Origin of the sequence: Mycobacterium sp. pR1184, assembly GCF_041287235.1 — a bacterium.
In the GTDB taxonomy this organism is placed as follows: Bacteria; Actinomycetota; Actinomycetes; order Mycobacteriales; family Mycobacteriaceae; genus Mycobacterium.
The window spans coordinates 1-22,671 of record NZ_JBGGKR010000020.1; the positions used below are offsets into that span (position 1 = coordinate 1).

At 66.6% G+C, this 22,671-nt stretch carries 20 protein-coding genes and 3 tRNA genes; 12 read left to right on the forward strand and 11 right to left on the reverse strand.

Translation table 11 applies throughout. The features are described 5' to 3' along the window. The 6 genes from ACAG21_RS26460 to ACAG21_RS26485 all read left to right on the forward strand — a co-directional run. Positions 1-161, forward strand: a 161-nt coding sequence (locus ACAG21_RS26460; protein ID WP_370499301.1) for a hypothetical protein, incomplete at its 5' end; no start/stop codon positions are given. A 35-nt stretch (positions 162-196) separates the two neighbouring features. After that, positions 197-2,716: a DNA gyrase subunit A gene (gene gyrA / locus ACAG21_RS26465; protein ID WP_370499229.1), complete on the forward strand. Its 2,520-nt coding sequence runs from the start codon at positions 197-199 to the stop codon at positions 2,714-2,716. Positions 2,717-2,839: 123 nt separating this feature from the next. Beyond that, on the forward strand, positions 2,840-3,715 hold the full coding sequence (locus ACAG21_RS26470) for a DUF3566 domain-containing protein (protein ID WP_370499230.1): 876 nt from the start codon (positions 2,840-2,842) through the stop codon (positions 3,713-3,715). Positions 3,716-3,776: 61 nt separating this feature from the next. Beyond that, positions 3,777-3,850 (forward strand) — tRNA-Ile (locus ACAG21_RS26475). Between the two features lie 136 nt (positions 3,851-3,986). Further along, positions 3,987-4,059, forward strand: a tRNA-Ala gene (locus ACAG21_RS26480). 264 nt (positions 4,060-4,323) lie between these two features. Further along, the gene (locus ACAG21_RS26485; protein WP_370499231.1) at positions 4,324-4,638 is read left to right on the forward strand and encodes a hypothetical protein; all 315 of its coding nucleotides are present in this window, start codon (positions 4,324-4,326) and stop codon (positions 4,636-4,638) included. A gap of 458 nt (positions 4,639-5,096) precedes the next feature. Here the strand turns inward: ACAG21_RS26485 and cwsA are convergent, their stop codons facing one another. After that, positions 5,097-5,534 (reverse strand): cell wall synthesis protein CwsA, encoded by a 438-nt coding sequence (gene cwsA, locus ACAG21_RS26490; RefSeq protein ID WP_370499232.1) that lies wholly within the window; start codon positions 5,532-5,534, stop codon positions 5,097-5,099. 140 nt (positions 5,535-5,674) lie between these two features. Here cwsA and ACAG21_RS26495 point away from each other — a divergent pair, with 140 nt between their 5' ends. Next, positions 5,675-6,223 carry a peptidylprolyl isomerase gene (locus ACAG21_RS26495; protein WP_370499233.1) on the forward strand — a complete coding sequence of 183 codons (549 nt, stop codon included), beginning with the start codon at positions 5,675-5,677 and terminating at the stop codon, positions 6,221-6,223. A gap of 11 nt (positions 6,224-6,234) precedes the next feature. Here the strand turns inward: ACAG21_RS26495 and ACAG21_RS26500 are convergent, their stop codons facing one another. Further along, a complete protein-coding gene (locus ACAG21_RS26500; protein ID WP_370499234.1) occupies positions 6,235-6,669 on the reverse strand; it encodes a PH domain-containing protein in 435 nt (144 codons plus the stop codon). Between the two features lie 155 nt (positions 6,670-6,824). After that, entirely contained in the window at positions 6,825-7,106 is a 282-nt protein-coding gene (gene crgA, locus ACAG21_RS26505; protein WP_090598002.1) for a cell division protein CrgA, read from the reverse strand. Positions 7,107-7,224: 118 nt separating this feature from the next. Here crgA and ACAG21_RS26510 point away from each other — a divergent pair, with 118 nt between their 5' ends. Together ACAG21_RS26510 and ACAG21_RS26515 are read left to right on the forward strand one after the other, a co-directional pair. Next, positions 7,225-7,968, forward strand: a complete 744-nt coding sequence (locus ACAG21_RS26510; protein WP_096290714.1) for a DUF881 domain-containing protein — start codon at positions 7,225-7,227, stop codon at positions 7,966-7,968. A gap of 42 nt (positions 7,969-8,010) precedes the next feature. Continuing rightward, on the forward strand, positions 8,011-8,697 hold the full coding sequence (locus ACAG21_RS26515) for an aminodeoxychorismate/anthranilate synthase component II (RefSeq protein WP_370499235.1): 687 nt from the start codon (positions 8,011-8,013) through the stop codon (positions 8,695-8,697). Here the strand turns inward: ACAG21_RS26515 and pknB are convergent. From pknB to ACAG21_RS26550, 7 genes are all read right to left on the reverse strand, one after another. Then, the gene (gene pknB / locus ACAG21_RS26520) at positions 8,675-10,555 is read right to left on the reverse strand and encodes a serine/threonine protein kinase PknB (protein WP_370499236.1); all 1,881 of its coding nucleotides are present in this window, start codon (positions 10,553-10,555) and stop codon (positions 8,675-8,677) included. The genes ACAG21_RS26515 and pknB overlap by 23 nt on opposite strands. Further along, positions 10,552-11,865, reverse strand: coding sequence for a serine/threonine-protein kinase (locus ACAG21_RS26525; RefSeq protein ID WP_370499237.1), 1,314 nt, complete (start codon positions 11,863-11,865; stop codon positions 10,552-10,554). The genes pknB and ACAG21_RS26525 overlap by 4 nt, the downstream gene beginning before the upstream one ends. Further along, positions 11,862-13,340, reverse strand: coding sequence for a D,D-transpeptidase PbpA (gene pbpA / locus ACAG21_RS26530; RefSeq protein ID WP_370499238.1), 1,479 nt, complete (start codon positions 13,338-13,340; stop codon positions 11,862-11,864). Before pbpA ends, ACAG21_RS26525 begins: the two co-directional genes overlap by 4 nt. After that, a complete protein-coding gene (locus tag ACAG21_RS26535; RefSeq protein ID WP_370499239.1) occupies positions 13,337-14,746 on the reverse strand; it encodes an FtsW/RodA/SpoVE family cell cycle protein in 1,410 nt (469 codons plus the stop codon). The genes pbpA and ACAG21_RS26535 overlap by 4 nt, the downstream gene beginning before the upstream one ends. After that, a complete protein-coding gene (locus tag ACAG21_RS26540; RefSeq protein WP_370499240.1) occupies positions 14,743-16,257 on the reverse strand; it encodes a PP2C family serine/threonine-protein phosphatase in 1,515 nt (504 codons plus the stop codon). Before ACAG21_RS26540 ends, ACAG21_RS26535 begins: the two co-directional genes overlap by 4 nt. A gap of 97 nt (positions 16,258-16,354) precedes the next feature. Next, positions 16,355-16,822 (reverse strand): FHA domain-containing protein, encoded by a 468-nt coding sequence (locus tag ACAG21_RS26545; protein WP_025738168.1) that lies wholly within the window; start codon positions 16,820-16,822, stop codon positions 16,355-16,357. Between the two features lie 108 nt (positions 16,823-16,930). Beyond that, positions 16,931-18,586 (reverse strand): FhaA domain-containing protein, encoded by a 1,656-nt coding sequence (locus tag ACAG21_RS26550; RefSeq protein WP_370499241.1) that lies wholly within the window; start codon positions 18,584-18,586, stop codon positions 16,931-16,933. Between the two features lie 254 nt (positions 18,587-18,840). Here ACAG21_RS26550 and ACAG21_RS26555 point away from each other — a divergent pair. The 3 genes from ACAG21_RS26555 (at position 18,841) to ACAG21_RS26565 (ending at position 21,067) form a co-directional block, all read left to right on the forward strand. After that, a tRNA-Leu gene (locus ACAG21_RS26555) sits at positions 18,841-18,926 on the forward strand. Positions 18,927-19,064: 138 nt separating this feature from the next. Next, positions 19,065-20,129: a hypothetical protein gene (locus ACAG21_RS26560; RefSeq protein WP_370499242.1), complete on the forward strand. Its 1,065-nt coding sequence runs from the start codon at positions 19,065-19,067 to the stop codon at positions 20,127-20,129. Between the two features lie 44 nt (positions 20,130-20,173). Next, a complete protein-coding gene (locus tag ACAG21_RS26565) occupies positions 20,174-21,067 on the forward strand; it encodes a hypothetical protein (protein WP_370499243.1) in 894 nt (297 codons plus the stop codon). Between the two features lie 2 nt (positions 21,068-21,069). Here the strand turns inward: ACAG21_RS26565 and ACAG21_RS26570 are convergent, their stop codons facing one another. Then, positions 21,070-22,422 carry a PPE domain-containing protein gene (locus ACAG21_RS26570; protein WP_370499244.1) on the reverse strand — a complete coding sequence of 451 codons (1,353 nt, stop codon included), beginning with the start codon at positions 22,420-22,422 and terminating at the stop codon, positions 21,070-21,072. Positions 22,423-22,671 lie beyond the last annotated feature (249 nt).

Below are 22,671 nucleotides of genomic sequence, written 5' to 3' on the forward strand. Positions count from 1 at the left end.
AGACCACGATGGACCCGACCGTGCGGGTGCTGCGCCAGATCACCCTCGACGACGCCGCCGCGGCCGACGAGCTGTTTTCCATCCTGATGGGCGAGGACGTCGACGCACGCCGCAGCTTCATCACCCGCAACGCCAAAGACGTTCGCTTCCTAGACGTTTAACCCACGTTCATCGGTGACCGACCAACGAGGAATACATGACTGACACCACGCTGCCGCCGGGGGACGACTCCCTGGACCGGATCGAACCGGTCGACATTCAGCAGGAGATGCAGCGCAGCTACATCGACTACGCGATGAGCGTGATCGTCGGCCGCGCGCTGCCCGAGGTGCGCGACGGCCTCAAGCCGGTGCACCGCCGGGTGCTCTACGCGATGTACGACTCGGGCTTCCGCCCCGACCGCGGCCACGCGAAGTCGGCGCGGTCGGTGGCCGAGACGATGGGCAACTACCACCCCCACGGCGACTCGTCGATCTACGACACCCTGGTGCGGATGGCGCAGCCGTGGTCGCTGCGCTACCCGCTGGTCGACGGCCAGGGCAACTTCGGCTCGCCAGGCAACGACCCGCCGGCCGCCATGCGGTACACCGAGGCGCGCCTGACTCCCCTGGCGATGGAAATGTTGCGCGAAATCGACGAGGAGACAGTCGATTTCATCCCCAACTACGACGGCCGGGTGCAGGAGCCAACCGTCCTGCCCAGCCGGTTCCCCAACCTGCTGGCCAACGGGTCGGGCGGCATCGCGGTCGGCATGGCGACCAACATCCCGCCGCACAACCTGCGCGAGTTGGCCGAAGCCGTCTACTGGTGCCTGGACAACCACGAGGCCGACGAAGAGGCGACCCTCACCGCGGTCTGCGAGCGGGTCAAGGGCCCGGACTTCCCGACCCACGGTCTGATCGTCGGATCCCAAGGCATCCACGACGCCTACACCACCGGCCGCGGGTCGATCCGGATGCGCGGAGTCGTTGAGGTGGAAGAGGATTCACGCGGCCGCACCTCGCTGGTGATCACCGAGCTGCCGTATCAGGTCAACCACGACAACTTCATCACCTCGATCGCCGAGCAGGTCCGCGACGGCAAGCTGGCCGGCATCTCCAACATCGAGGATCAGTCCAGTGACCGCGTCGGCCTGCGCATCGTCGTCGAAATCAAGCGCGACGCCGTGGCCAAGGTGGTGCTGAACAACCTGTACAAGCACACCCAGCTGCAGACCAGCTTCGGCGCAAACATGTTGTCGATCGTCGACGGAGTGCCGCGCACGCTGCGGCTCGACCAGATGATCCGCTACTACGTCGCCCACCAACTCGACGTCATCATCCGGCGCACCACCTACCGGCTGCGCAAGGCCAACGAACGCGCGCACATCTTGCGCGGTTTGGTCAAAGCCCTCGACGCACTGGACGAAGTCATCGCGCTGATCCGTGCGTCGGAGACCGTCGACATCGCGCGGGCCGGCCTGATCGAGCTGCTGGACATCGACGAGATCCAGGCCCAGGCGATCCTCGACATGCAGCTGCGGCGCCTGGCCGCCCTGGAGCGCCAGCGGATCGTCGACGACTTGGCCAAGATCGAGGCCGAGATCGCCGACCTGGAGGACATCCTGGCCAAGCCGGAGCGCCAGCGCGGCATCGTGCGCGACGAGCTTGCCGAGATCGTCGAGAAGCACGGCGACGACCGTCGCACCCGGATCGTGGCGGCCGACGGCGATGTCAACGACGAGGACCTGATCGCCCGCGAGGACGTCGTCGTCACGATCACCGAGACCGGCTACGCCAAGCGCACCAAGACCGACCTGTACCGCAGCCAGAAGCGCGGCGGGAAGGGTGTGCAGGGTGCCGGGCTCAAGCAGGACGACATCGTCGCGCACTTCTTCGTGTCCTCGACGCACGACTGGATCCTGTTCTTCACCACACAGGGGCGGGTGTACCGGGCCAAGGCCTACGAGCTGCCCGAGGCGTCGCGGACCGCGCGCGGTCAACACGTCGCCAACCTGCTGGCCTTCCAGCCCGAGGAGCGCATCGCGCAGGTCATCCAGATCCGCAGCTACGAAGATGCGCCGTACTTGGTGCTGGCCACCCGCAACGGATTGGTCAAGAAGTCCAAGCTGACCGACTTCGACTCCAACCGCTCCGGTGGCATCGTCGCCGTCAACCTGCGCGACGGCGATGAGTTGGTCGGCGCCGTGCTTTGCTCGGCGGAGGAAGATCTGCTGCTGGTCTCGGCGCTGGGTCAATCGATCCGCTTCTCGGCCACCGACGAGGCGCTGCGGCCGATGGGCCGCGCCACCTCCGGTGTGCAGGGCATGCGCTTCAACGAGGACGACTATCTGTTGTCGCTCAACGTGATTCGCGAGGACACCTATCTGCTGGTCGCCACCTCCGGGGGTTACGCCAAGCGCACCGCGATCGAGGAGTACCCGGTGCAGGGCCGCGGCGGCAAGGGAGTCCTCACGGTCCAGTACGACGTCCGGCGTGGCAGGCTGGTGGGGGCGTTGATCGTCGATGACGACAGCGAGTTGTACGCGATCACTTCGGGCGGCGGTGTCATCCGCACCACGGCGCGTCAGGTTCGCAAGGCCGGACGCCAGACCAAGGGCGTGCGGTTGATGAACCTGGGTGAGGACAACACCCTGCTGGCCATCGCCCGCAACGCCGAGGAAAGCGCGGAGGACGACATCGAGGAAGTCGGCGGCGCCGGGGAGTCGGAGAGCTAGTTCGGGTCGGCAGTCGCCCGCCGAAGGACTGCCGCCGGGCACGGGCAATTAGACTCAGCCCGACCAGAGACAATGCGGGGGCCACCGACCGGGCGGCCCAGGCAGCAGAGGTAAGGAGTCGGGGTGACCTCACCGAGCGAGCCGGGTGCCCCCAAGAAGGGTGACAGCCAGAACGGGGACGTATCGGGCGAGCGTGCCGGTGCGCACCCGCGCGGGACGGCCGGCCAGGCGGGTCGCGCCCAGGAGGGCGGGGAAACCCCGCCGTGGCAGCGCGGAGCGGCCCGGGCCGCCAATCCCGGGAATCGTCCGGGCGAACCGTCGACGGAGTCGCGGCCGCAGGGCCCGCCCGCGGGTGTCGACGCCCGCGTGAACCGCTTCATCTCCGGCGGCAACGCCGCAGGGCAAGCCCCGTCGCGGCGGGACGACTTCGACGCACCGAACCGTGGTGACGGCCCGGCCCACGAGGCTTATGCCAGCGAATTGCCGGACCTGTCCGGCGGGATTCCGCGCGGTTCGCAGCGCAGCACGCCGGAGCGCAGCTCGGAGCCGTCGCAGCCGGCCGGCTCGGGGCGCTCGACGAGTACGGAGTCGCGCGAGAATCGGGACAGCCTGATTCAGGTGTCGCGGCGACGCGGGGGCCCGGTCCGGGCCAGCATGCAGATCCGCCGGATCGATCCGTGGAGCACCTTGAAGGTGTCTCTGATGCTTTCGGTGGCGCTGTTCTTCGTGTGGATGATCGCCGTCGCGTTCCTTTACCTTGTGCTCGGCGGCATGGGTGTGTGGGCCAAGCTCAACAGCAACGTCGGTGACTTGCTGAACAACACCAGCGGCAGCAGCGGCGAACTCGTGTCGAGCGGGACGATCTTCGGCGGCGCTGTGCTGATCGGCTTGGTCAACATCGTGTTGTTGACGGCGATGGCCACGATCGGGGCGTTCGTCTACAACCTGACGACCGATCTGATCGGGGGCGTCGAAGTGACGTTGGCAGACCGGGATTAGTGCGGGTTTTGGGGTGGGGCGACGATTGCGGTAATCTCGTCGCTCGGCCGTACGCGTGTACGGGCCTATAGCTCAGGCGGTTAGAGCGCTTCGCTGATAACGAAGAGGTCGGAGGTTCGAGTCCTCCTAGGCCCACAACCATGTGCCCGTCAAGACGTTGTGTGAGACTTGCATTGCCGTTGGCGCTGATTGCCTTGGTGTCGGCGGCAGTGTGGTCGCGCCGCGGGGTCGAGGTCTGGCACGTGGCAGTTGATCCCACACCTATTGGCGAGGGGCCTTAGCTCAGTTGGTAGAGCACTGCCTTTGCAAGGCAGGTGTCAGGGGTTCGATTCCCCTAGGCTCCACAAATTCAAATTGTGTTCGCCCGGTGGTCGTATTCTCGTCGGTGCCAGAAATTGAAAAGGCGCTCGGTTGTTGCGGGACCATCTTGGTCCGGTGCGCGGGGTGGAACTCAGTAGTTCGAATGTGGCGCCGAATTGCCGACTCCCCCATGCATGTTCGCCGCCTGTCCGGGTGGATCGCAGAGCTTCGCGTCGTTTGCTCTGACTACCTAAACTCCTTCGCCAGGCGAGGCGACAGCCGGGACTATTAGCTGTATCGTGCGGCTCATGATGAAATCAGCGCGCGTCGCCGGAACCGCGGCGCTGGGAGCGGCACTAACAGTCAGCGGAATTGGAATTGGCATCGCAATGGCTCCGCCCGCGTCGGCGGGCTGTCAGGGCACCCTCATCCCGGGCGAGTCTTACTGCGATAAGCCGGTAGGTCCGAACGGGATCTTCGAGCGGTGCCATCAGGCCCCCAGTTACCCGGTCTTCGGCGGTCGGGGCGTGATCGAGGACGTAACCCCGCCGCCCGAGTGCTACCCGGTCGACCCGGCTCAGCCGGTGCCGCTGGGGCAGCCGCCGACCCACATCGACGACTAAGGATCTAAGTCACCTGGTGCGATTCGCAGGCGATCCCGTCGTTGTCCCGGTTTAGTCACTGGCCACAGCCGGGATCGCCACGCGGACCGAAATCCGCTAACTCGGATGGCCCGAATTCTTTGGGCGCACAGGCGATTCAACACCAAGCGGCACCGCACCGATAGCACGGTGCCGCCCGGAGTCGGCAAGGCTGTTGCTAGGCCGCGACCCCCGTATTAGCCCCCGTGGTGCCCGCGACCGTGGAACCGCATCCGGCAACGGCCAGGGCGGCGACAGACAGTACTGCGGCGACCACAATCTTGGTGCGAAGACGAGACATAATTGACAGCTCCGTTCATATCGGCCCCCTGTGCGAAACGGTAAATCTGACAACGGTGGTTAGCCAGACAGCCCGTCGCAACGGATGGCGAACGGAGACAGTGCAATTGGTGAATATTGGCCCTTACGGTCAGACCGCGTTACGGGCGTGGCTGCACGTCCACACTCGGCGGCCGCGGCGACGGCTCGGGATTCTCGCGGCGGGTTGAGCGCCGGACGATGCTGAATGCGGCCGCGCCACCGGCCAGCACCACGACCGCGACGCCCGCGATCAGCAACGGCCGCTTGCCCCGCCGGCGTTGGGATTTGCGTGCGTCCTGCAGTGCCTGCGGCAGGTTCGAAACCACCTCCTGCGCGGCGGCCAGTTCCTGGGCGAGGGATTCCTGCGCCGCGGCGATGTCGCGAGCCAGCTGGCCCTCGCGGTAGCGGCGGTGCAGCTCCGATGCCGCCGACTGCACGGAGTGGGCCCCCACACCAATGGCACCGCGCGCGACGTCCACCGGTCCTATCGCCGAATAAGCCAGGCCCCGGGACAGTCGCTGCCTAGGGGTCAGCTGGGATTCCGCCTTCGCGTTCATCTGCCGCCTTTCCGTGCCGGGTCGTGGAACCTACAGACTGCCACCATGAGAACACCGGCGCTCCTATTGCCGCGTGCCGGCAGGATTTTCGGCCACCGGCTTGCGTCGAGCGACACCCGGTGCGGGCGGGTCTGCGAGGAGTGGCAGACTTTGGTGTCGTGACCAACAGCCCGAATCAGACTGCCACTGCCACACTGCACACCAACCGCGGCGACATCAAGATCGCCCTGTTTGGAAACCACGCCCCCAAGACCGTCGCCAACTTCGTCGGCCTGGCGCAGGGCACCAAGGAGTACTCGACCCAAAACGCGTCGGGCAGTCCTTCCGGTCCGTTCTACGATGGCGCGGTCTTTCACAGAGTGATCCAGGGCTTCATGATCCAGGGTGGCGATCCGACCGGTACCGGCCGCGGCGGCCCGGGCTACCAGTTCGCCGACGAGTTCCACCCCGAGCTGCAGTTCGACAAGCCCTACTTGCTGGCGATGGCCAACGCAGGCCCGGGCACCAACGGATCGCAGTTCTTCATCACCGTCGGGCAGACGCCGCACCTGAACCGGCGCCACACCATCTTCGGCGAGGTGACCGAGCCCGAGTCGCAGAAGGTGGTCGACGCGATCGCGACGACACCCACCGACGGCAACGACCGTCCGACCGAACCGGTCGTCATCGAGTCGATCACGATCTCCTAGACCGTTTCTGGCTACGCCGGCCGGGCTCCGTTGCGACCGGCGTAGCCGGCGTCGGTAAGCGCATCGAGCACGTCCAGCGGCTCGGTGCCGAGGTCCCAGCGGGAAAACAGCACCAGGCTGTCGTCGGAGGTTTCCACTTCCAGGAACCGCACCTTGCGCCCCATGCGACGGAACTCGGTGATCCGGATGATCTTGATGTCGGAGTGCTGTAATACCTGCGATCGGAACCATCCCCGAATCACCAGACCGGCGGGGGTAATTGCCAGCTTCGGGCGCGCGCGCCACGTCGCGCCCGCAAACAAGAGCAGACCCGCCCCGGCAATCCCTACTAGGACGCGCCCGGGCGGTTCTGTGACCACGGTCACACTGGCGATAGCCATGAACAACCCGCCGAGGCCACAACCAGCGACTCCCGCCGCGCGCGGCTCCCATCGTGTTTGCTGCATGTCGTGCTTAACCCCTCCCACCACTGCCGATGCAGTTATCCACATCAGCTATCAACAGTGGGGATAAATCACACGCGTGTGATTGGGTACTCACAAGGTTGCTGGCTCAGCCGCGGATCGACCCCGAGATGAATTCATTCGTCATTTGATCTTGGTTAGTGCCAGCGCATCGTGAGCAACAAACCGGTGATCATGAAAGCGAACGCGATCGCGTAGTTCCACGGACCGAGATGTGCCATCCAGTTGAGGGCGGTCGGTGCCTGACTTCCGACGGCGGCCAACTGGAACACCATCAGCCAAACCAGACCGATCAGCATCAGGCTCACGAACAGCGCGACGAACCACACGCTGGACGGTCCGACCTTCACTTTCACCGGCGTCCGGCTGACCGCGCTGACGGTGAAGTCGTTCTTCTTGCGGACCTTGGACTTGGGCATGATTACCTCGGGATCACGGTGAGCGGGACGGGGTGCAACGATAGCGGTTGTAGCTACCCGCGGGACTTGGCTACGAGATTAACCCACCTGGCCCCCCGACCAGGAAATTGGAGACTCGATGATGCCGACCGGCCGGTCACCGTGGCGCTTCGGTGTCCCCTTGGTTTGCCTGCTGGCCGGACTACTGCTGGCGGCCACCCATGGGGTGTCCGGTGGTGCCGAGATTCGCCGCAGCGATGCACCCCGACTGGTCGATCTGGTGCGCGAGACCCAATCCTCGGTGAATCGCCTCAAGGCCGAACGCGACGAACTGGAAAGCAAGATCGAATCGACGCATCTGCGGTCTTCCGATGCCGCTTTGGCGGCGATGCTGCGTCGTTCGGCCGAGTTGGCAGCCGAGGCGGACATGACCCCGGTGCACGGGCCCGGCCTGGTGGTGACGCTCGATGACGCCCAGCGTGACGCCAACGGCCGCTTCCCCCGGGATGCCTCCCCCGATGACCTGGTAGTGCATCAACAAGACATCCAGGCCGTACTCAACGCGCTGTGGAGCGCCGGCGCGGAGGCGATCCAGATGCAGGATCAACGGCTCATCGCGTCGTCGGTGCCGCGTTGCGTCGGCAACACGCTGCTGCTGAACGGCCGCACCTACAGCCCGCCCTACACGGTCACCGCGATCGGTAACGCGGCGGCGATGCAGGCGGCCCTGGCCGCCGCTCCCCTGGTGATCCTCTACAAGCAGTACGTCGTCCGGTTCGGGCTCGGCTACCACGAGGACGTCAAGCCCGACGTGCAGATCGCCGGCCACACCGAACCGGTCCGGACGCATTTTGCGCAGCCGGCCGGACCGGTCGGCTACTGAGGGCCCACTGACCAGTGGTCGGCAGGGCGGTAACCTGACACGATGCGCATCCTGGTTGTCGACAACTACGACAGCTTCGTGTTCAACCTCGTCCAGTACTTGGGGCAACTCGGAGTCGAGGCTGACGTGTGGCGCAACGACGACGCCAGGCTCTCCGATCAAGCCGCGATCGCCGCGCAGTTCGACGGTGTGCTGCTCAGCCCCGGGCCGGGCACACCGGAACGTGCGGGCGCCTCGATCGACCTGGTTCGCGCGTGTGCCGCGGCGGCCACCCCGCTGCTCGGCGTCTGCCTTGGGCACCAGGCCATCGGCGTCGCGTTCGGCGCCACCGTCGACCGCGCGCCCGAACTACTGCACGGCAAGACCAGCAGTGTCTATCACACGAATGCCGGTGTGCTGCAAGGGCTTCCGGATCCCTTTACCGCGACCCGGTACCATTCGCTGACCATACTGCCCGAATCGCTGCCGCCGGTGCTCGAGGTGACGGCCCACACCCGCAGCGGTGTCATCATGGCGGTGCGTCATACCGAGCTGCCGATCCACGGTGTGCAGTTCCATCCGGAGTCGATCCTCACCGAGGGCGGTCACCGGATGCTGGCCAACTGGCTGGCCGATTGCGGATGGTCGCGCGACGACACCCTGATCCGCCGGCTCGAGAACGAGGTTCGTTCCGCGGTGCGGCCGTTTTTCCCGGCCGAACCGGCGGCTACTGACCGAACTTCAGCGTGATGATGCCGTCCCGGTTGACTCCGGCGCCGGCGGGCGGGTTCTGATACACCACCTTGTGAGACTGAGAGCCGCCGGCGTCGACGTCGGCGCCCTTGTCCAGGACCCCGGTCCAGCCCAGCGCGCGTAACCGCGGCTCGGCGTCGGTCCAGAACATGCCGGTCAGGTCGGGCATCAGGAACTGATTGCCCTTGGACACCTGCAGCTCGATGATCGAGTCCACCGGAACCGTCTGTCCCTTGGGCGGATTGGTCCCGATCACCTCGCCGGCGGGCCGCGGGCTGTCCACCGCCGTCTGGGTGAGCTTGGTGAAGCCGTAGACGGTGAGGTTCTTCTGCGCGATGTCGACGGTCTGACCGGCGACGTCGGGGACCTGCTTGGTCTCGGGTCCAGAGCCCACGATCACGGTGATCACGTTGGTGATCGCCGACGTCTGATTGGCAGGCGGGTTGGTGCCGATCACCTTGCCCAGCAGCTCCGGGGTCGACGGCGAGTTCGCCTGCTTGAACTTGGTGAACCCGGCGGCCTTCAGCTTGCCCACCGCGTCGGAGTAACTCATCGAGGACACGTCGGGAACTTCGCGCTGTTCGGGTCCGGTCGACACGTTGATCGTGATCTCGTCGCCCGCCGCCACCGATGCGTTGGCGCCGGGGTCGGTGCTGATCACATGGTCGGGCGGGATCGACGAGTCGGGCTTCTGCAACGTGCGGGTCTTGAAGCCCCGATTCTGCAGGGCCGCAACGGCATCGGCGGACACCTGGCCTCGCATGTCGGGCACCTGGACGTCGCGGGTCGAGCCGCCGAACGTGTTGAATCCGATGACGACGACAATCGTGAGCACTGCCAGCACGGCGACCGCGACGACCCAGCGACCGATCGGACCGCCCATCCGATCCGGGTCGGCCTCGGTGAGCCGTTGGCGAGGCAGCGGGTCGCTGCGCGGACCCCCGTGGCCGGGTCCGGTCGAGGCCATCAGCGAGGTCCGCTCGGCGTCGGTCAGCACCTTCGGGGCTTCCGGGGGCTCCCCGTTGTGCACGCGAACCAGGTCGGCACGCATCTCCGCCGCGGTCTGATACCGGTTGTCCGGGTTCTTGGCCAACGCCTTGAGCACCACGGCGTCGAGGTCGGGGGAAATGCCCGCGTGCCGTTTCGACGGCGGCACCGGATCTTCCCGGACATGTTGGTAGGCAACCGAAACCGGTGAGTCACCAGTGAAAGGTGGCTCGCCCGTGAGGATTTCGTAAAGTACACAGCCCAGCGAGTACACATCGGAGCGGGCGTCGACAGAATCGCCACGAGCCTGCTCCGGCGAGAGGTACTGCGCGGTACCGATCACGGCCGCGGTCTGGGTGACGCTGTTGCCGCTGTCGGCGATCGCGCGCGCGATGCCGAAGTCCATCACCTTGACCGCGTTGGTCGTGCTGATCATGATGTTCGCCGGCTTGACGTCGCGGTGGATGATGCCGTTCTGGTGGCTGAAGTTCAGGGCCTGGCACGCGTCGGCGATGATCTCGATCGCGCGGCGTGGCGGCAGGGGGCCGTCGTTGTGCACGATGTCGCGCAGCGTGACACCGTCGACGTACTCCATCACGATGTAGGGCAGCGGACCCGCGGGCGTCTCAGCCTCGCCGGTGTCGTAGACGGCGACGATCGCCGGGTGGTTGAGCGCCGCGGCGTTTTGCGCCTCGCGACGGAAGCGCAAGTAGAAGCTCGGATCGCGGGCCAGATCGGCGCGCAGCACCTTGACCGCGACGTCGCGATGCAAACGGACGTCGCGGGCTAAGTGAACCTCCGACATACCGCCGAAACCGAGGATGTCGCCCAGTTCGTAACGGTCGGACAGGTGTTGCGGGGTGGTCATTGCGTTGTCTCGTGTCGGGCCGTCGACCGGCTGGGCGTTGAGGGGGTAGCCCAGCTCAGTTCGGGTGGCCTGCTGTGGAATCCAGAATTACTTATCGCGCCGCGATCCGTCCAATCCAGCCGCAAACTCGGGCCGGAACCGCTGGGGGTCTTGCTCGCCGGCGGCGTCCCGGTGTCGGTGACCGTCGGAGGCGGAGGCTGTTGCTGGGTGTCGCCACGGGAATTGATGACGATCAGCACCGCGATGATGATGGCGAGGGCGCCCAGCACGCCGGCTGCCCACAGCAGTGCGCGCTGACCCGACGAAAAGGTGCGACGGGCCGGTGGTGGACGACGACTGCTCGTGGCCGGCCGCGACCGGCTGGGCGCACCGCCTCGTGCACTGGGTGCGGCGGTCGTACGCGTCTGCGGGCTCGACGGTATGGCCGCCGGCGCGGCCCGTCCGGGCGGCGGTGACTGGCTGGGCCGCGGTGGACGGCGCCCGGCGCGGACCGCGGCCACGGCGTCGGCGAACGGTCCGCCGCTGCGGTAGCGCATGCCGGGGTTCTTCACCAGCGTGATCTCGATGAGTTCGCGCACGTTGGGCGGAAGCTCGGGCGGCAGCGGCGGCGGAGGCTCCTTGATGTGCTTCATCGCGACCGTCAGGGCGCCGTCACCGGTAAACGGTCTCTTTCCTGAAACCACTTCGTAGCCAACAACTCCCAAGGAGTACACGTCGCTGGACGGGGTGGCGTCGTGGCCCAGCGCCTGTTCGGGCGCGATGTATTGAGCGGTGCCCATCACCATGCCGGTCTGGGTGACCGGCGCGGCGTCGACGGCCTTGGCGATACCGAAGTCGGTGATCTTCACCTGGCCGGTCGGGGTGATCAGGATGTTGCCGGGTTTGACGTCGCGGTGTACCAGCCCGGCCGCGTGCGCGATCTGCAGCGCACGGCCCGTCTGCTCGAGCATGTCCAGTGCGTGCCGCAGCGACAGCCGGCCGGTGCGCTTGAGCACCGAGTTCAGCGGCTCACCATTGACCAGCTCCATCACCAGATAGGCGGTGCGGCCCTCGCCGTCCATCTGGCTTTCCCCGTAGTCGTGCACGGCGGCGATACCCGGGTGATTGAGCATCGCGGTCGTACGCGCCTCGGCGCGGAACCGCTCGATGAACTCGGGGTCCTGAGAGAACTCCGCCTTGAGGACCTTGACGGCCACCCGCCGGCCCAGCCGGCTGTCCACCGCCTCCCAGACCTGGCCCATGCCGCCGGTGGCGATGAGGCGCTGCAGCCGGTACCTGCCCGACAGCGTCACTCCAACTCGCGGGCTCATGGGCCCCCCTGCAATGCGGCCTGGATGACGGCCCGTCCGATCGGCGCCGCGAGCGCACCGCCGGTCGCGGAGAGGCGGTCGGCACCGTTCTCCACGAGCACGGCCACGGCAACCTTCGGCGCCTGCGCGGGCGCGAACGCGATGTACCACGCGTGCGGCGGAGTGTTGCGCGGGTCGGCGCCATGCTCTGCGGTACCGGTCTTGGATGCGATCTGCACGCCGGGAATGGCCCCTTTCTGCTGTGCAGCCTTCTCGGCACCGACCATGAGCTCTGTCAGCTTAGCGGCGATCTGCGGGGATACCGCGCGGCGCTGCTGATAGGGCGCAGTCGTGCTGATGTTGGCCAAGTCCGGTCCTTTGAGGCTCTCGACCAGGTAAGGCTGCATCGTCACGCCGTCGTTCGCGATGGTCGCGGCGATCTCCGCATTCTGTAGCGGAGTCAGCGCCACGTCCTTCTGCCCGATGCTAGACATCCCGAGAGCGGCGGCATCCGCGATTATCCCAACCGTCGATTCCGCCACCTGAAGCGGAATGACGCTCGGGCTGGAATCCAGGCCGAACGAATGCGCCATGCTCCGCAGCGCCTCGGACCCGGTAAGGATGCCCAGCTGGACAAATGCGGTGTTGCACGACTTGGCGAAGGCTTCGCTCAGCGACACGGTCGGTTGGTCGCCACACGGCGTGCCGCCGTAGTTCTCCAGCGTCGCGGTGCTGTTGGGCAGCGGGATCGTCGGCGCCGCCGTCAACTGCTCATCGTCCTTGGCGCCGGCCTGCAGCGCCGCCGCGGTGGTGATCACCTTGAAGGTCGACCCCGGTGGGTAGGTCTCCGAGATCGCCCGGTTCGTGAGCGGGTTGTCCGGATCGTCGCGCAGCCGCTGCCACGCCTGGGCCTGCACCTCGGCGTCGTGCGACGCCAGCAGGTTGGGGTCATACGACGGCGAGGACACCATGGCCAGGATCTTGCCGGTGGACGGCTCTAGGGCCACCACCGCTCCCTTGCACGCCGGGCCGCCGCAACCCTGCTGCATCCCGTCCCAGGCCGCCTGCTGCATCCGGGGGTTGATCGTGGTGTCGACATTGCCGCCGCGGGGATCGCGGCCGGTGAAGAAGTCGGCCAGCCGGCGCCCGAACAGCCGCTCGTCGGAACCGTTGAGCAGCGAGTCCTCGGCGCGCTCCAGACCGGAGCTCGAATAGCGCAGCGAATAGAAGCCGGTGATCGGCGCATATACCGCGGGGTTGGGGTACACGCGCAGGAACCGGAACCGGCTGTCGGTGGCCACCGAGTAGGCCAGCAACTGGCCACCCGCGATGATCTGGCCGCGCTGACGCGAGTACTCGTCGAGCAGGACCCGCTGATTGCGTGGGTCGGCTCGCAACCCGTCGGCGGCGAACACCTGGGTCATGGTGGCGTTGAGAAGGAGGAGCACGATCAACGCCATCACGGTCATCGAGATCCGGCGGAGAGAGGTGTTCATACCTTCTGGATCACCTCGGTGCCGGCCGCCGCGATCGGCGACGTATCGCGCGGGCGGGATCGCAACGGGTGTCGGGCGCTGTGTGAGATCCGCGCCAGGACGGCCAACAGCACGTAATTGGCCAGCAGCGAGGATCCGCCGTAGGACATCCACGGCGTGGTCAGGCCGGTTAGCGGAATGAGCTGGGTGACGCCGCCGACGACGATGAACAGCTGGATCGCCAGCGTCGATGCCAGACCCGCGGCCAGCAGCTTGCCGAAGCTGTCGCGGGTCGCGATCGCCGTGCGCATGCCCCGGACGATCACGATGGTGTACAGCATCAAGATGCTGGCCAGCCCGACCAGTCCGAGCTCTTCACCGAAGGCGGCGATGATGAAATCGGTGGACGCGGCCGGCACCGTGTCGGGCTGGCCGTTGCCCAGACCGGTCCCGAAGATGCCCCCGGTAGCAAAGCTGAAAAGTGACTGCACGATTTGGTAGCCGCTGCCGTCGGGGTCGGAGAACGGGTCCCACCACATCTGCACGCGCGTCCGTACATGCGCGAAAATGAAATACGCCACAACGCTTCCCGCGGCGAACAGCACCAGGCCGATGATCACCCAGCTGAAGCGCTGGGTAGCCAAGTAGACCACCACCAGAAACGACGCGTACAGCAGTAGCGAAGTGCCGAGGTCTTTCTCGAAGACCATCACACCGATCGAGGTCACCCACGCCGCCAACAGTGGCGCGAGGTCCCGCGGGCGGGGCAGGGTCATTCCCATCAGGTGCTTACCGACGCTGGTGAACAGGCTGCGTTTGGCGACCAGCACCGCGGAGAAGAAGATCAGCAGCAGAATCTTGGAGAACTCGGCAGGCTGAATCGAGAAGCCGGGCAAGCGAATCCAGATCTTGGCGCCGTTCTGCTCGGACAGCGAGGCCGGCAGCAGGGCGGGGATCGCCAAGAAGACCAGACCAGTGAGCCCAAAGATGTAGCCATAGCGCGCGAGCTGCCGATGGTCTTTGAGGAACGTGACGACGAGCGCGAACGCGGCAACACTGACCAGGGTCCACAGCATCTGCTGGGTTGCGCTCGGGTGATGACGACCGCTGAGCTCGTTGCCGACCAGGTCGAGTCGATGGATCATCACCAAGCCAAGTCCATTGAGCAGCGCCACAATTGGCAGCAGCAGCGGGTCGGTGTAGGGCGCGAAACGCCTAATGGCCAGGTGCGCGCCACCGAACAAGGCCAGGAAGGCCAGCCCGTAGCTGACCACACCCCAGCGCAGGCCGCGCTCCTGGTTGGCGTCGACGATCAGCAACGCGGCGACGGTGATCACCGCGGCGAAGCACAACAACAGGAACTCGGAGTTGCGCCGGGTCCGCAGCGGCGGCGTCACCGTGACCGGCGGTTGGACCTGGGTGGTCATGCAGCCGCCCGGCAGTCGATGCCCGGCTGAGGTGGGGGTGGCGGGAGCGTAGTCACCGCCGGGGAAGTGGTCGTGGGCGACGGGGTCGCAGGCGCTGCTGGCGGGGTACTGGCGGGGGCGGTACTCGGAGCTGTGCTGCTGGGTGGGGGGCCGCTGGTAGGCGTGGTGGGCACGGGGGCGCTCGGCGGTGTCGTCCCGCTGGTCGCCGGGCTCGGCGACGCGGGCGGCGACGTCGCGCGCGGCGGCGGGCAGGGCGGCAGGAGGTTGTTGGCCGACAACTCCTTCAGCTGCGATTCGGCCTCATCGAGCGTCCCGGCCGGCAGCCCGGCCAACACTTGCGCGCGTGCGGCGGGGCGCAGATCCTGCAACTGCATGAGCCGGCAGTCGGGATGGCCACCGGATTGACTGAAACTGATGATCGACAGGTCGTTGCGTGCGTTCAGACAGCCCACCAAATAGGGTTCGTGCAGGGACATGCCCAGCAGTGAGCCCTGAATGCCCTTCATGATCGAGACCGCGCCGTCGTTTTCGGCGACGTAGTAGTTACTCCGGATGATGGCCCGCCCGATGGCCAGGCCGGTGAGTTCCAGCAGAACCACCAGCGTCACGACGATCACCATCCGGCGCCACGCAAAGCGTGGCCGGGGCGCGGGCTCCTCTTGCGGCACAACGCGTTTGGCGGCCTCTTTGCGGGGACCGATCGCAGAAGCCCGGCCCGCCGAGGTGTTGGGCAGCGTCAGCTGATCTTCCTCACCGGATACCGCACCGGCAAGAATCGGTTGCGTCTGGCCGTAGTCGTAGTCGACGACATCGGCGACCACCACCGTCACGTTGTCGGGACCGCCGCCACGCAGCGCCAATTCGATGAGGCGGTAAGCACTTTCGGCGACGTCGGGAATCTGCAGTGCCTCGTGGATGGTCTCGTCGCTGACCGGATCGGACAGCCCGTCGGAACAGAGCAGGTAGCGGTCACCGGCGCGGGCCTCGCGCATCGTCAAGGTGGGCTCGACCTCGTGGCCGGTCAGCGCCCGCATGATCAGCGATCGCTGCGGGTGGCTGTGCGCCTCTTCCTTGGTGATCCGCCCCTCGTCGACCAAGGTCTGGACGAAGGTGTCGTCCTTGGTGATCTGGGTCAGCTCGCCGTCGCGGAGCATGTAGCCGCGCGAGTCTCCGATGTGCACCAGCCCAAGCCGGTTGCCCGCAAACAGGATTGCGGTCAGCGTGGTGCCCATCCCTTCGAGGTCGGGCTCCATCTCTACCTGTGCGGCGATGGCCGAATTGCCGGCGCGCACTGCCGCATCGAGCTTGGCGAGCAGGTCGCCACCGGGTTCGTCATCGTCGAGGTGAGCTAACGCGGCGATCACCAGCTGGGACGCGACCTCGCCGGCCGCATGGCCGCCCATGCCGTCGGCCAGGGCCAGAAGTCGAGCGCCGGCATAGACCGAGTCTTCGTTATTGGCGCGTACCAGGCCGCGGTCGCTGCGCGCGGCATATCGCAGGACCAAGGTCACGGGCGCCACTCTCCCCCGCGAGCGGGTGGGGGTATCTCCCGTTGGGGGCGCGCCCCCATGACCCCGGCTACGCCGGCGTCATCGTCGTCGTCGCGGGTCACGGGCGCAGCTCGATTGCCGTCTTGCCGATCCGAATCGGCGTTCCGATGGGAACTCGTACCGCAGTGGTCACCTTCGCCCTGTCAAGGTAAGTGCCGTTGGTCGATCCTAGATCCTCGACATACCATTCGGAGCCGCGCTGAGACAGCCGGGCGTGCCGCGTCGAGGCGTAGTCGTCGGTCAGCACCAGCGTCGAGTCGTCCGCGCGTCCGATCAACACCGGCTGCCCGCTGAGCGTGATGCGTGCACCTGCCAACGCTCCTTCGGTCACCACCAGATAGCGGGCGGCATGGCGGCGCTGGCGGGATGGCAGCAACGTGCCGCGCAATACCAAACCGCGGCGAACCATGACCGCACCGGTTGGTGCGTAGATGTCAGTCTTCAAGATCCGCAGAACGGACCAGATGAATACCCATAACAGCATCAAGAATCCGGCGCGCGTCAGCTGCAGTACCAGTCCCTGCATCTGGCGTCCTTTCCGTCCTGGCGCCGCACCTCATGAAACCAAGCAACGTCACGATACTTGGAGGGCGGTCGACGCGGGGCGAAGCACGGCAGCTTATGCCCGGTGCGTTCAGTGGATCCGAACGATGATCTCCGAGTGGCCCAAACGGATCACGTCGCCGTCGGCCAGCTGCCACTCCTGTACCGGCGCGTTGTTCACAGTCGTGCCGTTGGTGGAGTTGAGGTCGGACAGCAGCGCTACCTGGCCGTCCCAGCGGATTTCCAAGTGGCGCCGTGACACACCGGTGTCTGGCAACCGGAACTGGGCATCTTGTCCGCGACCGACGATGTTGGAGCCGTCGCGCAGCTGGTAGGTACGGCCGCTGCCGTCGTCGAGCTGCAGCGTGACCGCCGCCCCGGCCGACCCATAACCACCCTGGCCGTAACCGCCGTAGCCGCCGCCGGCCGGCTGACCGTAGTCGGCCTGCTGGCCGTACTCGCCCTGCTGGCCGTACTCGTAATCGCGATGGGCGGTTTCCGGGTATCCGGCTCCGGCCTGCTGGCCATACCCACCGGCCGGAACGTTCTCCGCGTACTGCGTGTAGTCCCCGCCGCCGTACTCCTGCTGGCCGCCGTAACCCGGGCCACCCTGCGGGTAGCCCTGGTCGTATCCGCCGCCCTGCTCGGGATAGGACGGTCGCGGCTGTTCGGGAGCGCTGGGGGCGCCTGGGGGCGCATAGCCGCCTTCTTCGGGACGAGCCGGGCCGCGACCGTACTCGCTATAACCCGCGCCGTAGCCCGCCTGGCCACCGCCGGGCTGACCATAGCCACCGCCCGGGCGGTAGCCCTGGTCATAACCTTGCCCGCCTTGGTCGTAAGCCTGACCGCCCTGGTCGTAACCCTGGCCGCCATAGCCGCCACCGGCAGGCGGACGCTGCTCGTACGACGGCGGGTAGCCGGCCTGGCCCTGGTCGTAGCCGCGACCCTGTTCCGGGTAGCCGCCCGGGCCGGGATAGCCGCCCTGCTGCGGATAGCCGCCTTGGTCGGGATAGCCCCCGCCCTGCGGCGGGTAGCCGCCCTGCTCGGGGTACCCGCCGCGCTGGTCGGGGTAGCCGCCCTGCTCAGGGTGGCGAGGCGCCTGGTAACCGCCCTGCGGCGGGTAGCCACCCTGCTCCTGCGGATATCCGCCGCGAGGGTCGTGCCCGGCCTGGGGCTCCTGCCCGCCGCGCGGGTCGTCTTGCGGACGTCCGTAACGCTCGTCGTAATACTCGTCGCCGGGACGCCCCTGCCCCTGACCGCGGTAGCTCGAGTTGTCAGTCATTGGTGGTACTCCTGGTTCTGCGCTGAACGCCTGACTTGATTGTCGCCGGGCGGGGTCATTGAACTTCGGGCGGGGCTCGACATCGGGGTTGACAGAACCGCGGGCGCGAAACTGTCCGGTATGCAGGTTCGGCAATTGCTCGAACCGAACGACGACATCACCATACGTTTCCCACCCCTGTTCATGGATATAGTCGGCCAGGTATCTACCGAATGCGCCCGACGTGAGATCCGGATCGGCGCCCACCTTCTCGAAGTCGTGCACACCGAGGGTAATGACGTATTCGTTAGGCGCCAAAAGGTGATTCCCACGAAGCGGCTGCAGACCGTCCTCGGCTTCACGGCGCAATAGCGCCTCAACCTCCTGAGGGACGATCGAACCCCCGAACATGCGGGCAAACGCGTCGCCGACAGTCGACTCCAGCTTGCGCTCGATCCGGGCAGCGAGCCCCCGTTGGCTACCCATGGTTCAGCGCTCGCCCGCACTTGTCGCGGTATATCGCCGGCGCAAGGCAAACCACTTGCCCGCGTGTCGCATCACCCATGCATGTTATCGGGACACGGCGAGGCTGCGTCACCGTGAGAATTCTGAGAATCGCATCGATGCAGGTCAAACCGATACCGCGGCACGACCGCCGGCGCCGAACAGGCTGGCCCGGTCACCGGAGCGGTTAGGGCGAACGGCCACTACAGTGATATGGTCCATCGGTTGTTTTCCCCGGGCGAGTGGCGGAATGGCAGACGCGCTGGCTTCAGGTGCCAGTGTCCTTCGGGACGTGGGGGTTCAAGTCCCCCTTCGCCCACCACAGCGGTTGGATGAAACCGCAGGCGCAAAGGCCACGAACTCCGCGAGGGGTCGTGGCCTTTCCCAACTGCCACCCGTCGACCGCGATTAGCGATCGGGTGACTACCCGGTCGGCGTCGCGATCAGTAGAACTTGAGCCATGACCGACACCGTCAAGGTCACGATCGACCGCAGCTCGGTGGCGATGGGAGACGACGTCGAATCCCATCGAGAATTTTGGATTTTCCCCGACGAAGCGACCGTCGACGACCTGCTGGTCGAGATCTCGGCGCACTACATCCCGGGGGTTGCCGGGCCCGCCGGATGGTCTGTCAGCGTCAACACCGATGAGTTGAACCGCCGCAGCGACATCGGCCTGATCTACACGCGCGACGACCTGCGTCAGGAGGACCAGATCTGCCGATTGGTGCCCGGTACAACGACATTGGGCGATTTGGTCCGACGCGCCAATTCCGTGGAACTCGATGTCCGTGCCAGGTATATGACCTGGGACATGGGGCGCCCGCTTGCTCTTAGCGAGGTGACGGCCAGCAGCACCTACACCGGTTCTCAACCGGTGAAACTGGAATCCGAAGCTGCTGCCGAGGCCAAGCGCGACTGGGTTCTGCTCCGTGAACTGGATCGGCGAGCCGCTGCCGTCGCTGGCGCGCGACGGGACTGGATTCGCGACAACATCGTCTGGGCGGCACCGCCGCCGCCCGGTTCCGAAGTCTTCGTCGCCCGCAGTTTTCATTTCCTCGCCAGGCTGCACTGCCCCGCCAGCATGAAGGTCGCGGCCGCGCTGCTGGGAACCGACGACGCCGAATACGAGGACTTGGAGACGCTGGTCGATGTCGACAGTCGGCCCGCGGCGGTGATCATGGCGACGGTGCTCGCCGCTTTCGAATGGAATACCGCGAACCGCAGCTGGCAAGGCGGCCAACGCGATTACTGCAAGGTGTATTTCGAATTCCTGGCACGATGCGGCTATCAACTCTGCGAGGTCGAAGAAGTTCTCGCGGGCCGAATCTCCTTGCAGGAGCTCACCTTTTCCGCGGACGACACCGCCCGCCTCGAACGCATCCGCGACCTGCGCGCCCAGCAGTATCAACTGCGCAATGACCGCTACTACGCGAAGACCCTCAGCGACGAGCAGTACAAATCCGCGATCGGCCAAGTACACGCCGAACTCGCCGCGCTGGGCGAGCTTCCCGGTCCCACGTAAGGACCGGGATCGGCCGCGTTCCTTCGGGGTGCTTCACTGCAACCATGCGCAGAAAACCAGAGCTGGCGCGACGCTTCTACGACCGTTTCGAGCCGGTGCACGCGGTGACGTACTTCGCCCCGGAGGCGCGGGCAGCACTCGACGACCTGGGATACCGGGGCTTCTGGATGGGCTACTTCGCGGCCCGGTCCGCCCCGCTGGGCATGGCCCCGCCCGAGCTGGTGACCGCGATCTTCCACAACTTCGCTCCCCAGCGGGTGGCCAAGGCCTTGCCGGCGGCCTGGCAGATCGCCGACCCGGATGCCGCGTTGCGGGCCCGGCGGGACTCAGCGGTCGCGGCGCTGCGCCGCTACGGGCTGCAAGAAGACGAAAACGTCAGTGTCGCAGCGGAATTAGCGGGAAAGGCGGCGCGCCAGGCGGGTGTCGACGGGCGGCCGCTGTTCGCCGCGAACCGCGCGCTGCCGTGGCCGGACAATCCGCTCGACGCGCTGTGGCATGCGACCACGCTGTTGCGTGAGCACCGCGGTGACGGCCATGTGGCGGTACTGACCGCCGCGGGCATCTCGGGTCGGGAATGCAATGTGCTGCATGCCGCGGCCGACCGCGTCCCGCGCGACTACATCGCGCGCACTCGCGATTACGACGAGACCGAATGGCGGCACCTCGAGCAGCGGCTGGCCGAGCGCGGGCTGCTCAACGAGGACGGCTCGCTCACCGCGGCCGGCGCCGAACTCAAAGACCACGTCGAATCGAGCACCGATGCGCTCGGTCTGTCGGCGCTCGACGCACTCAGCGACGACGAGGTGGAGGCGTTGTTCGGGGCCCTCACGCCCATCACCCGGGCGGTCGTCGAAGGCGGCGACGTCCTCGCAGTAACGCCAATGGCGCTGCGCCGCAATGAGTTACACGACGCTAGTGCGCATTTGAGCTCGGCCTAGCGTTAAGGATCACGCGGCAGCAGGCGCTGCTTCTGCTCGATGAATTCGTCTTGGGTGAGAATTCCGGCGTCACGCAGGGAGGCCAGCTCGCGCAGCTCGGCGGCGATGCTCGTGATCGGGCCACCCGCTGGAATCTGGGCCGCTTCGATCGCGGGTTTGGAATCCTTTGGTTTGCGCCCGGGTATCCCGACGCGCTCCTGGGTTCGAGCACCGGCTCCGCCGGTGGTGCCGGCCATAGCGCGCCCGGCCATGCTCGCCAGGGCCATCTGGCTGAACAGGCTTCCCGCGCTGGAGCCGGTGGCCTGGGCGGCGGCGCCGACGGTCGCAGCGGGCAGTGCTGTGGCCATCGCGCGTAATTCCGGGGCCGCGGCCACCCATGCCGGCGGCACCGACAGCCGTCCGACCGAGGGCGCGTGGCGGAATTGCCCGGAAACCGTCGATGCCGGTTCGGTGAGCACTGGAAAGGACGTCGGCGGTGCCGGCGCGTTGCCCGGCCATGGTTGTACACCGGCCCAGCCGCTGACGATGTCGTCGGTGTGCACACCGGTCCAATATCCGCCCACGTCGTAGGGCAGCGCCGTCGTCCCTAGCGAGGTGTCCGCCGCGAGTCCGGCCGCCCCGATTTCCGGATCGAGAAAAACGGCGCTCAGGTCCGCGAGCAGGCCGAGCAAGTCCCGTCCGCCGAAGCCAAAGGCGTCGGTGGGACTGGCCAGGTTGATCAGCGCGTTGGGGACGGCGGAGATGGCCTGCTGGACGTTCTGCTGTGCGTTGCCGACGCTGGTACCGGCGGCTTGGGCGACCGCGTCGGCTTGGTAGGCGGTCCCGTCGGCGCTGGTGCTCGACGACGGCGACTCGAACGGCGTCAGTGATGTAGCCGATGCCGAGGAGGTCGCGTAGGTCTGCATGGCGCTGGTGTCCTGAGCCCACATTTCGCTGTACTGCGCTTCGGTCGTCGCGATCGCGCTCGTGTTCTGCCCGAAGAAGTTCGTCGCGACCAGCGCTGCCAGCAGGGTGCGATTCGCGGCGACCACCGGCGGCGGCACCGTCTCCGCGAACGCGGCCTCGTAGGCCGCGGCCGCCGCGATGGCCTGGTTGCCCGTCTGCTCGGCCTGCTCGCCAGCGGTTCTCAACCAGGCCACATACGGAGCGACGGCGGCGGCCATGGTTGCTGCCGCCGGACCCAGCCAGGGTCCAGCGGTCAGCTCAGCTATCGCCGCCTGGTAGGAGGTTGCTGTCGAGTACAGCTCCGCGGCCAGGGTCTCCCAGGCCGACGCCGCGGCAAGCATCGGTCCGGAGCCAGGTCCGGCGTAGATGCGCGCGGAGTTGATCTCTGGCGGCAGTACCCCGAAGTCCAATTTTCCCTCCGATCGAGCAGGCCCGGCGCGCGCCGTGTGGGTAAACGGCAAACGAACGCGACGCCATGACCTGGCCTGGCCGCCTGAGTCCATCATTTTGCTCACGGAGACTGTGAGTTAGCTGGGAGGTCCGCAACTACTGCCGCCGCTTCAATGTCTAGCTAAGGGAGTACCCGATTCACCCAGCTCCCCTGCGATAACACGTTAAGTCACGTGGCATTGTCCGTCGAAATCGCATGGGCCGCCAAC

What these genes read in the sequence shown, in the direction of transcription:
- gyrA (WP_370499229.1), top strand. Translation starts at nt 197, where the DNA reads ATGACTGACACCACGCTGCCGCCGGGGGACGACTCCCTGGACCGGATC.
- ACAG21_RS26485 (WP_370499231.1), top strand. Translation starts at nt 4,324, where the DNA reads ATGATGAAATCAGCGCGCGTCGCCGGAACCGCGGCGCTGGGAGCGGCA.
- cwsA (WP_370499232.1), bottom strand. Translation starts at nt 5,534, where the DNA reads ATGAACGCGAAGGCGGAATCCCAGCTGACCCCTAGGCAGCGACTGTCC.
- ACAG21_RS26500 (WP_370499234.1), bottom strand. Translation starts at nt 6,669, where the DNA reads ATGCAGCAAACACGATGGGAGCCGCGCGCGGCGGGAGTCGCTGGTTGT.
- crgA (WP_090598002.1), bottom strand. Translation starts at nt 7,106, where the DNA reads ATGCCCAAGTCCAAGGTCCGCAAGAAGAACGACTTCACCGTCAGCGCG.
- ACAG21_RS26510 (WP_096290714.1), top strand. Translation starts at nt 7,225, where the DNA reads ATGATGCCGACCGGCCGGTCACCGTGGCGCTTCGGTGTCCCCTTGGTT.
- ACAG21_RS26515 (WP_370499235.1), top strand. Translation starts at nt 8,011, where the DNA reads ATGCGCATCCTGGTTGTCGACAACTACGACAGCTTCGTGTTCAACCTC.
- pknB (WP_370499236.1), bottom strand. Translation starts at nt 10,555, where the DNA reads ATGACCACCCCGCAACACCTGTCCGACCGTTACGAACTGGGCGACATC.
- ACAG21_RS26525 (WP_370499237.1), bottom strand. Translation starts at nt 11,865, where the DNA reads ATGAGCCCGCGAGTTGGAGTGACGCTGTCGGGCAGGTACCGGCTGCAG.
- pbpA (WP_370499238.1), bottom strand. Translation starts at nt 13,340, where the DNA reads ATGAACACCTCTCTCCGCCGGATCTCGATGACCGTGATGGCGTTGATC.
- ACAG21_RS26535 (WP_370499239.1), bottom strand. Translation starts at nt 14,746, where the DNA reads ATGACCACCCAGGTCCAACCGCCGGTCACGGTGACGCCGCCGCTGCGG.
- ACAG21_RS26545 (WP_025738168.1), bottom strand. Translation starts at nt 16,822, where the DNA reads ATGCAGGGACTGGTACTGCAGCTGACGCGCGCCGGATTCTTGATGCTG.
- ACAG21_RS26550 (WP_370499241.1), bottom strand. Translation starts at nt 18,586, where the DNA reads ATGGGTAGCCAACGGGGGCTCGCTGCCCGGATCGAGCGCAAGCTGGAG.
- ACAG21_RS26560 (WP_370499242.1), top strand. Translation starts at nt 19,065, where the DNA reads ATGACCGACACCGTCAAGGTCACGATCGACCGCAGCTCGGTGGCGATG.
- ACAG21_RS26565 (WP_370499243.1), top strand. Translation starts at nt 20,174, where the DNA reads ATGCGCAGAAAACCAGAGCTGGCGCGACGCTTCTACGACCGTTTCGAG.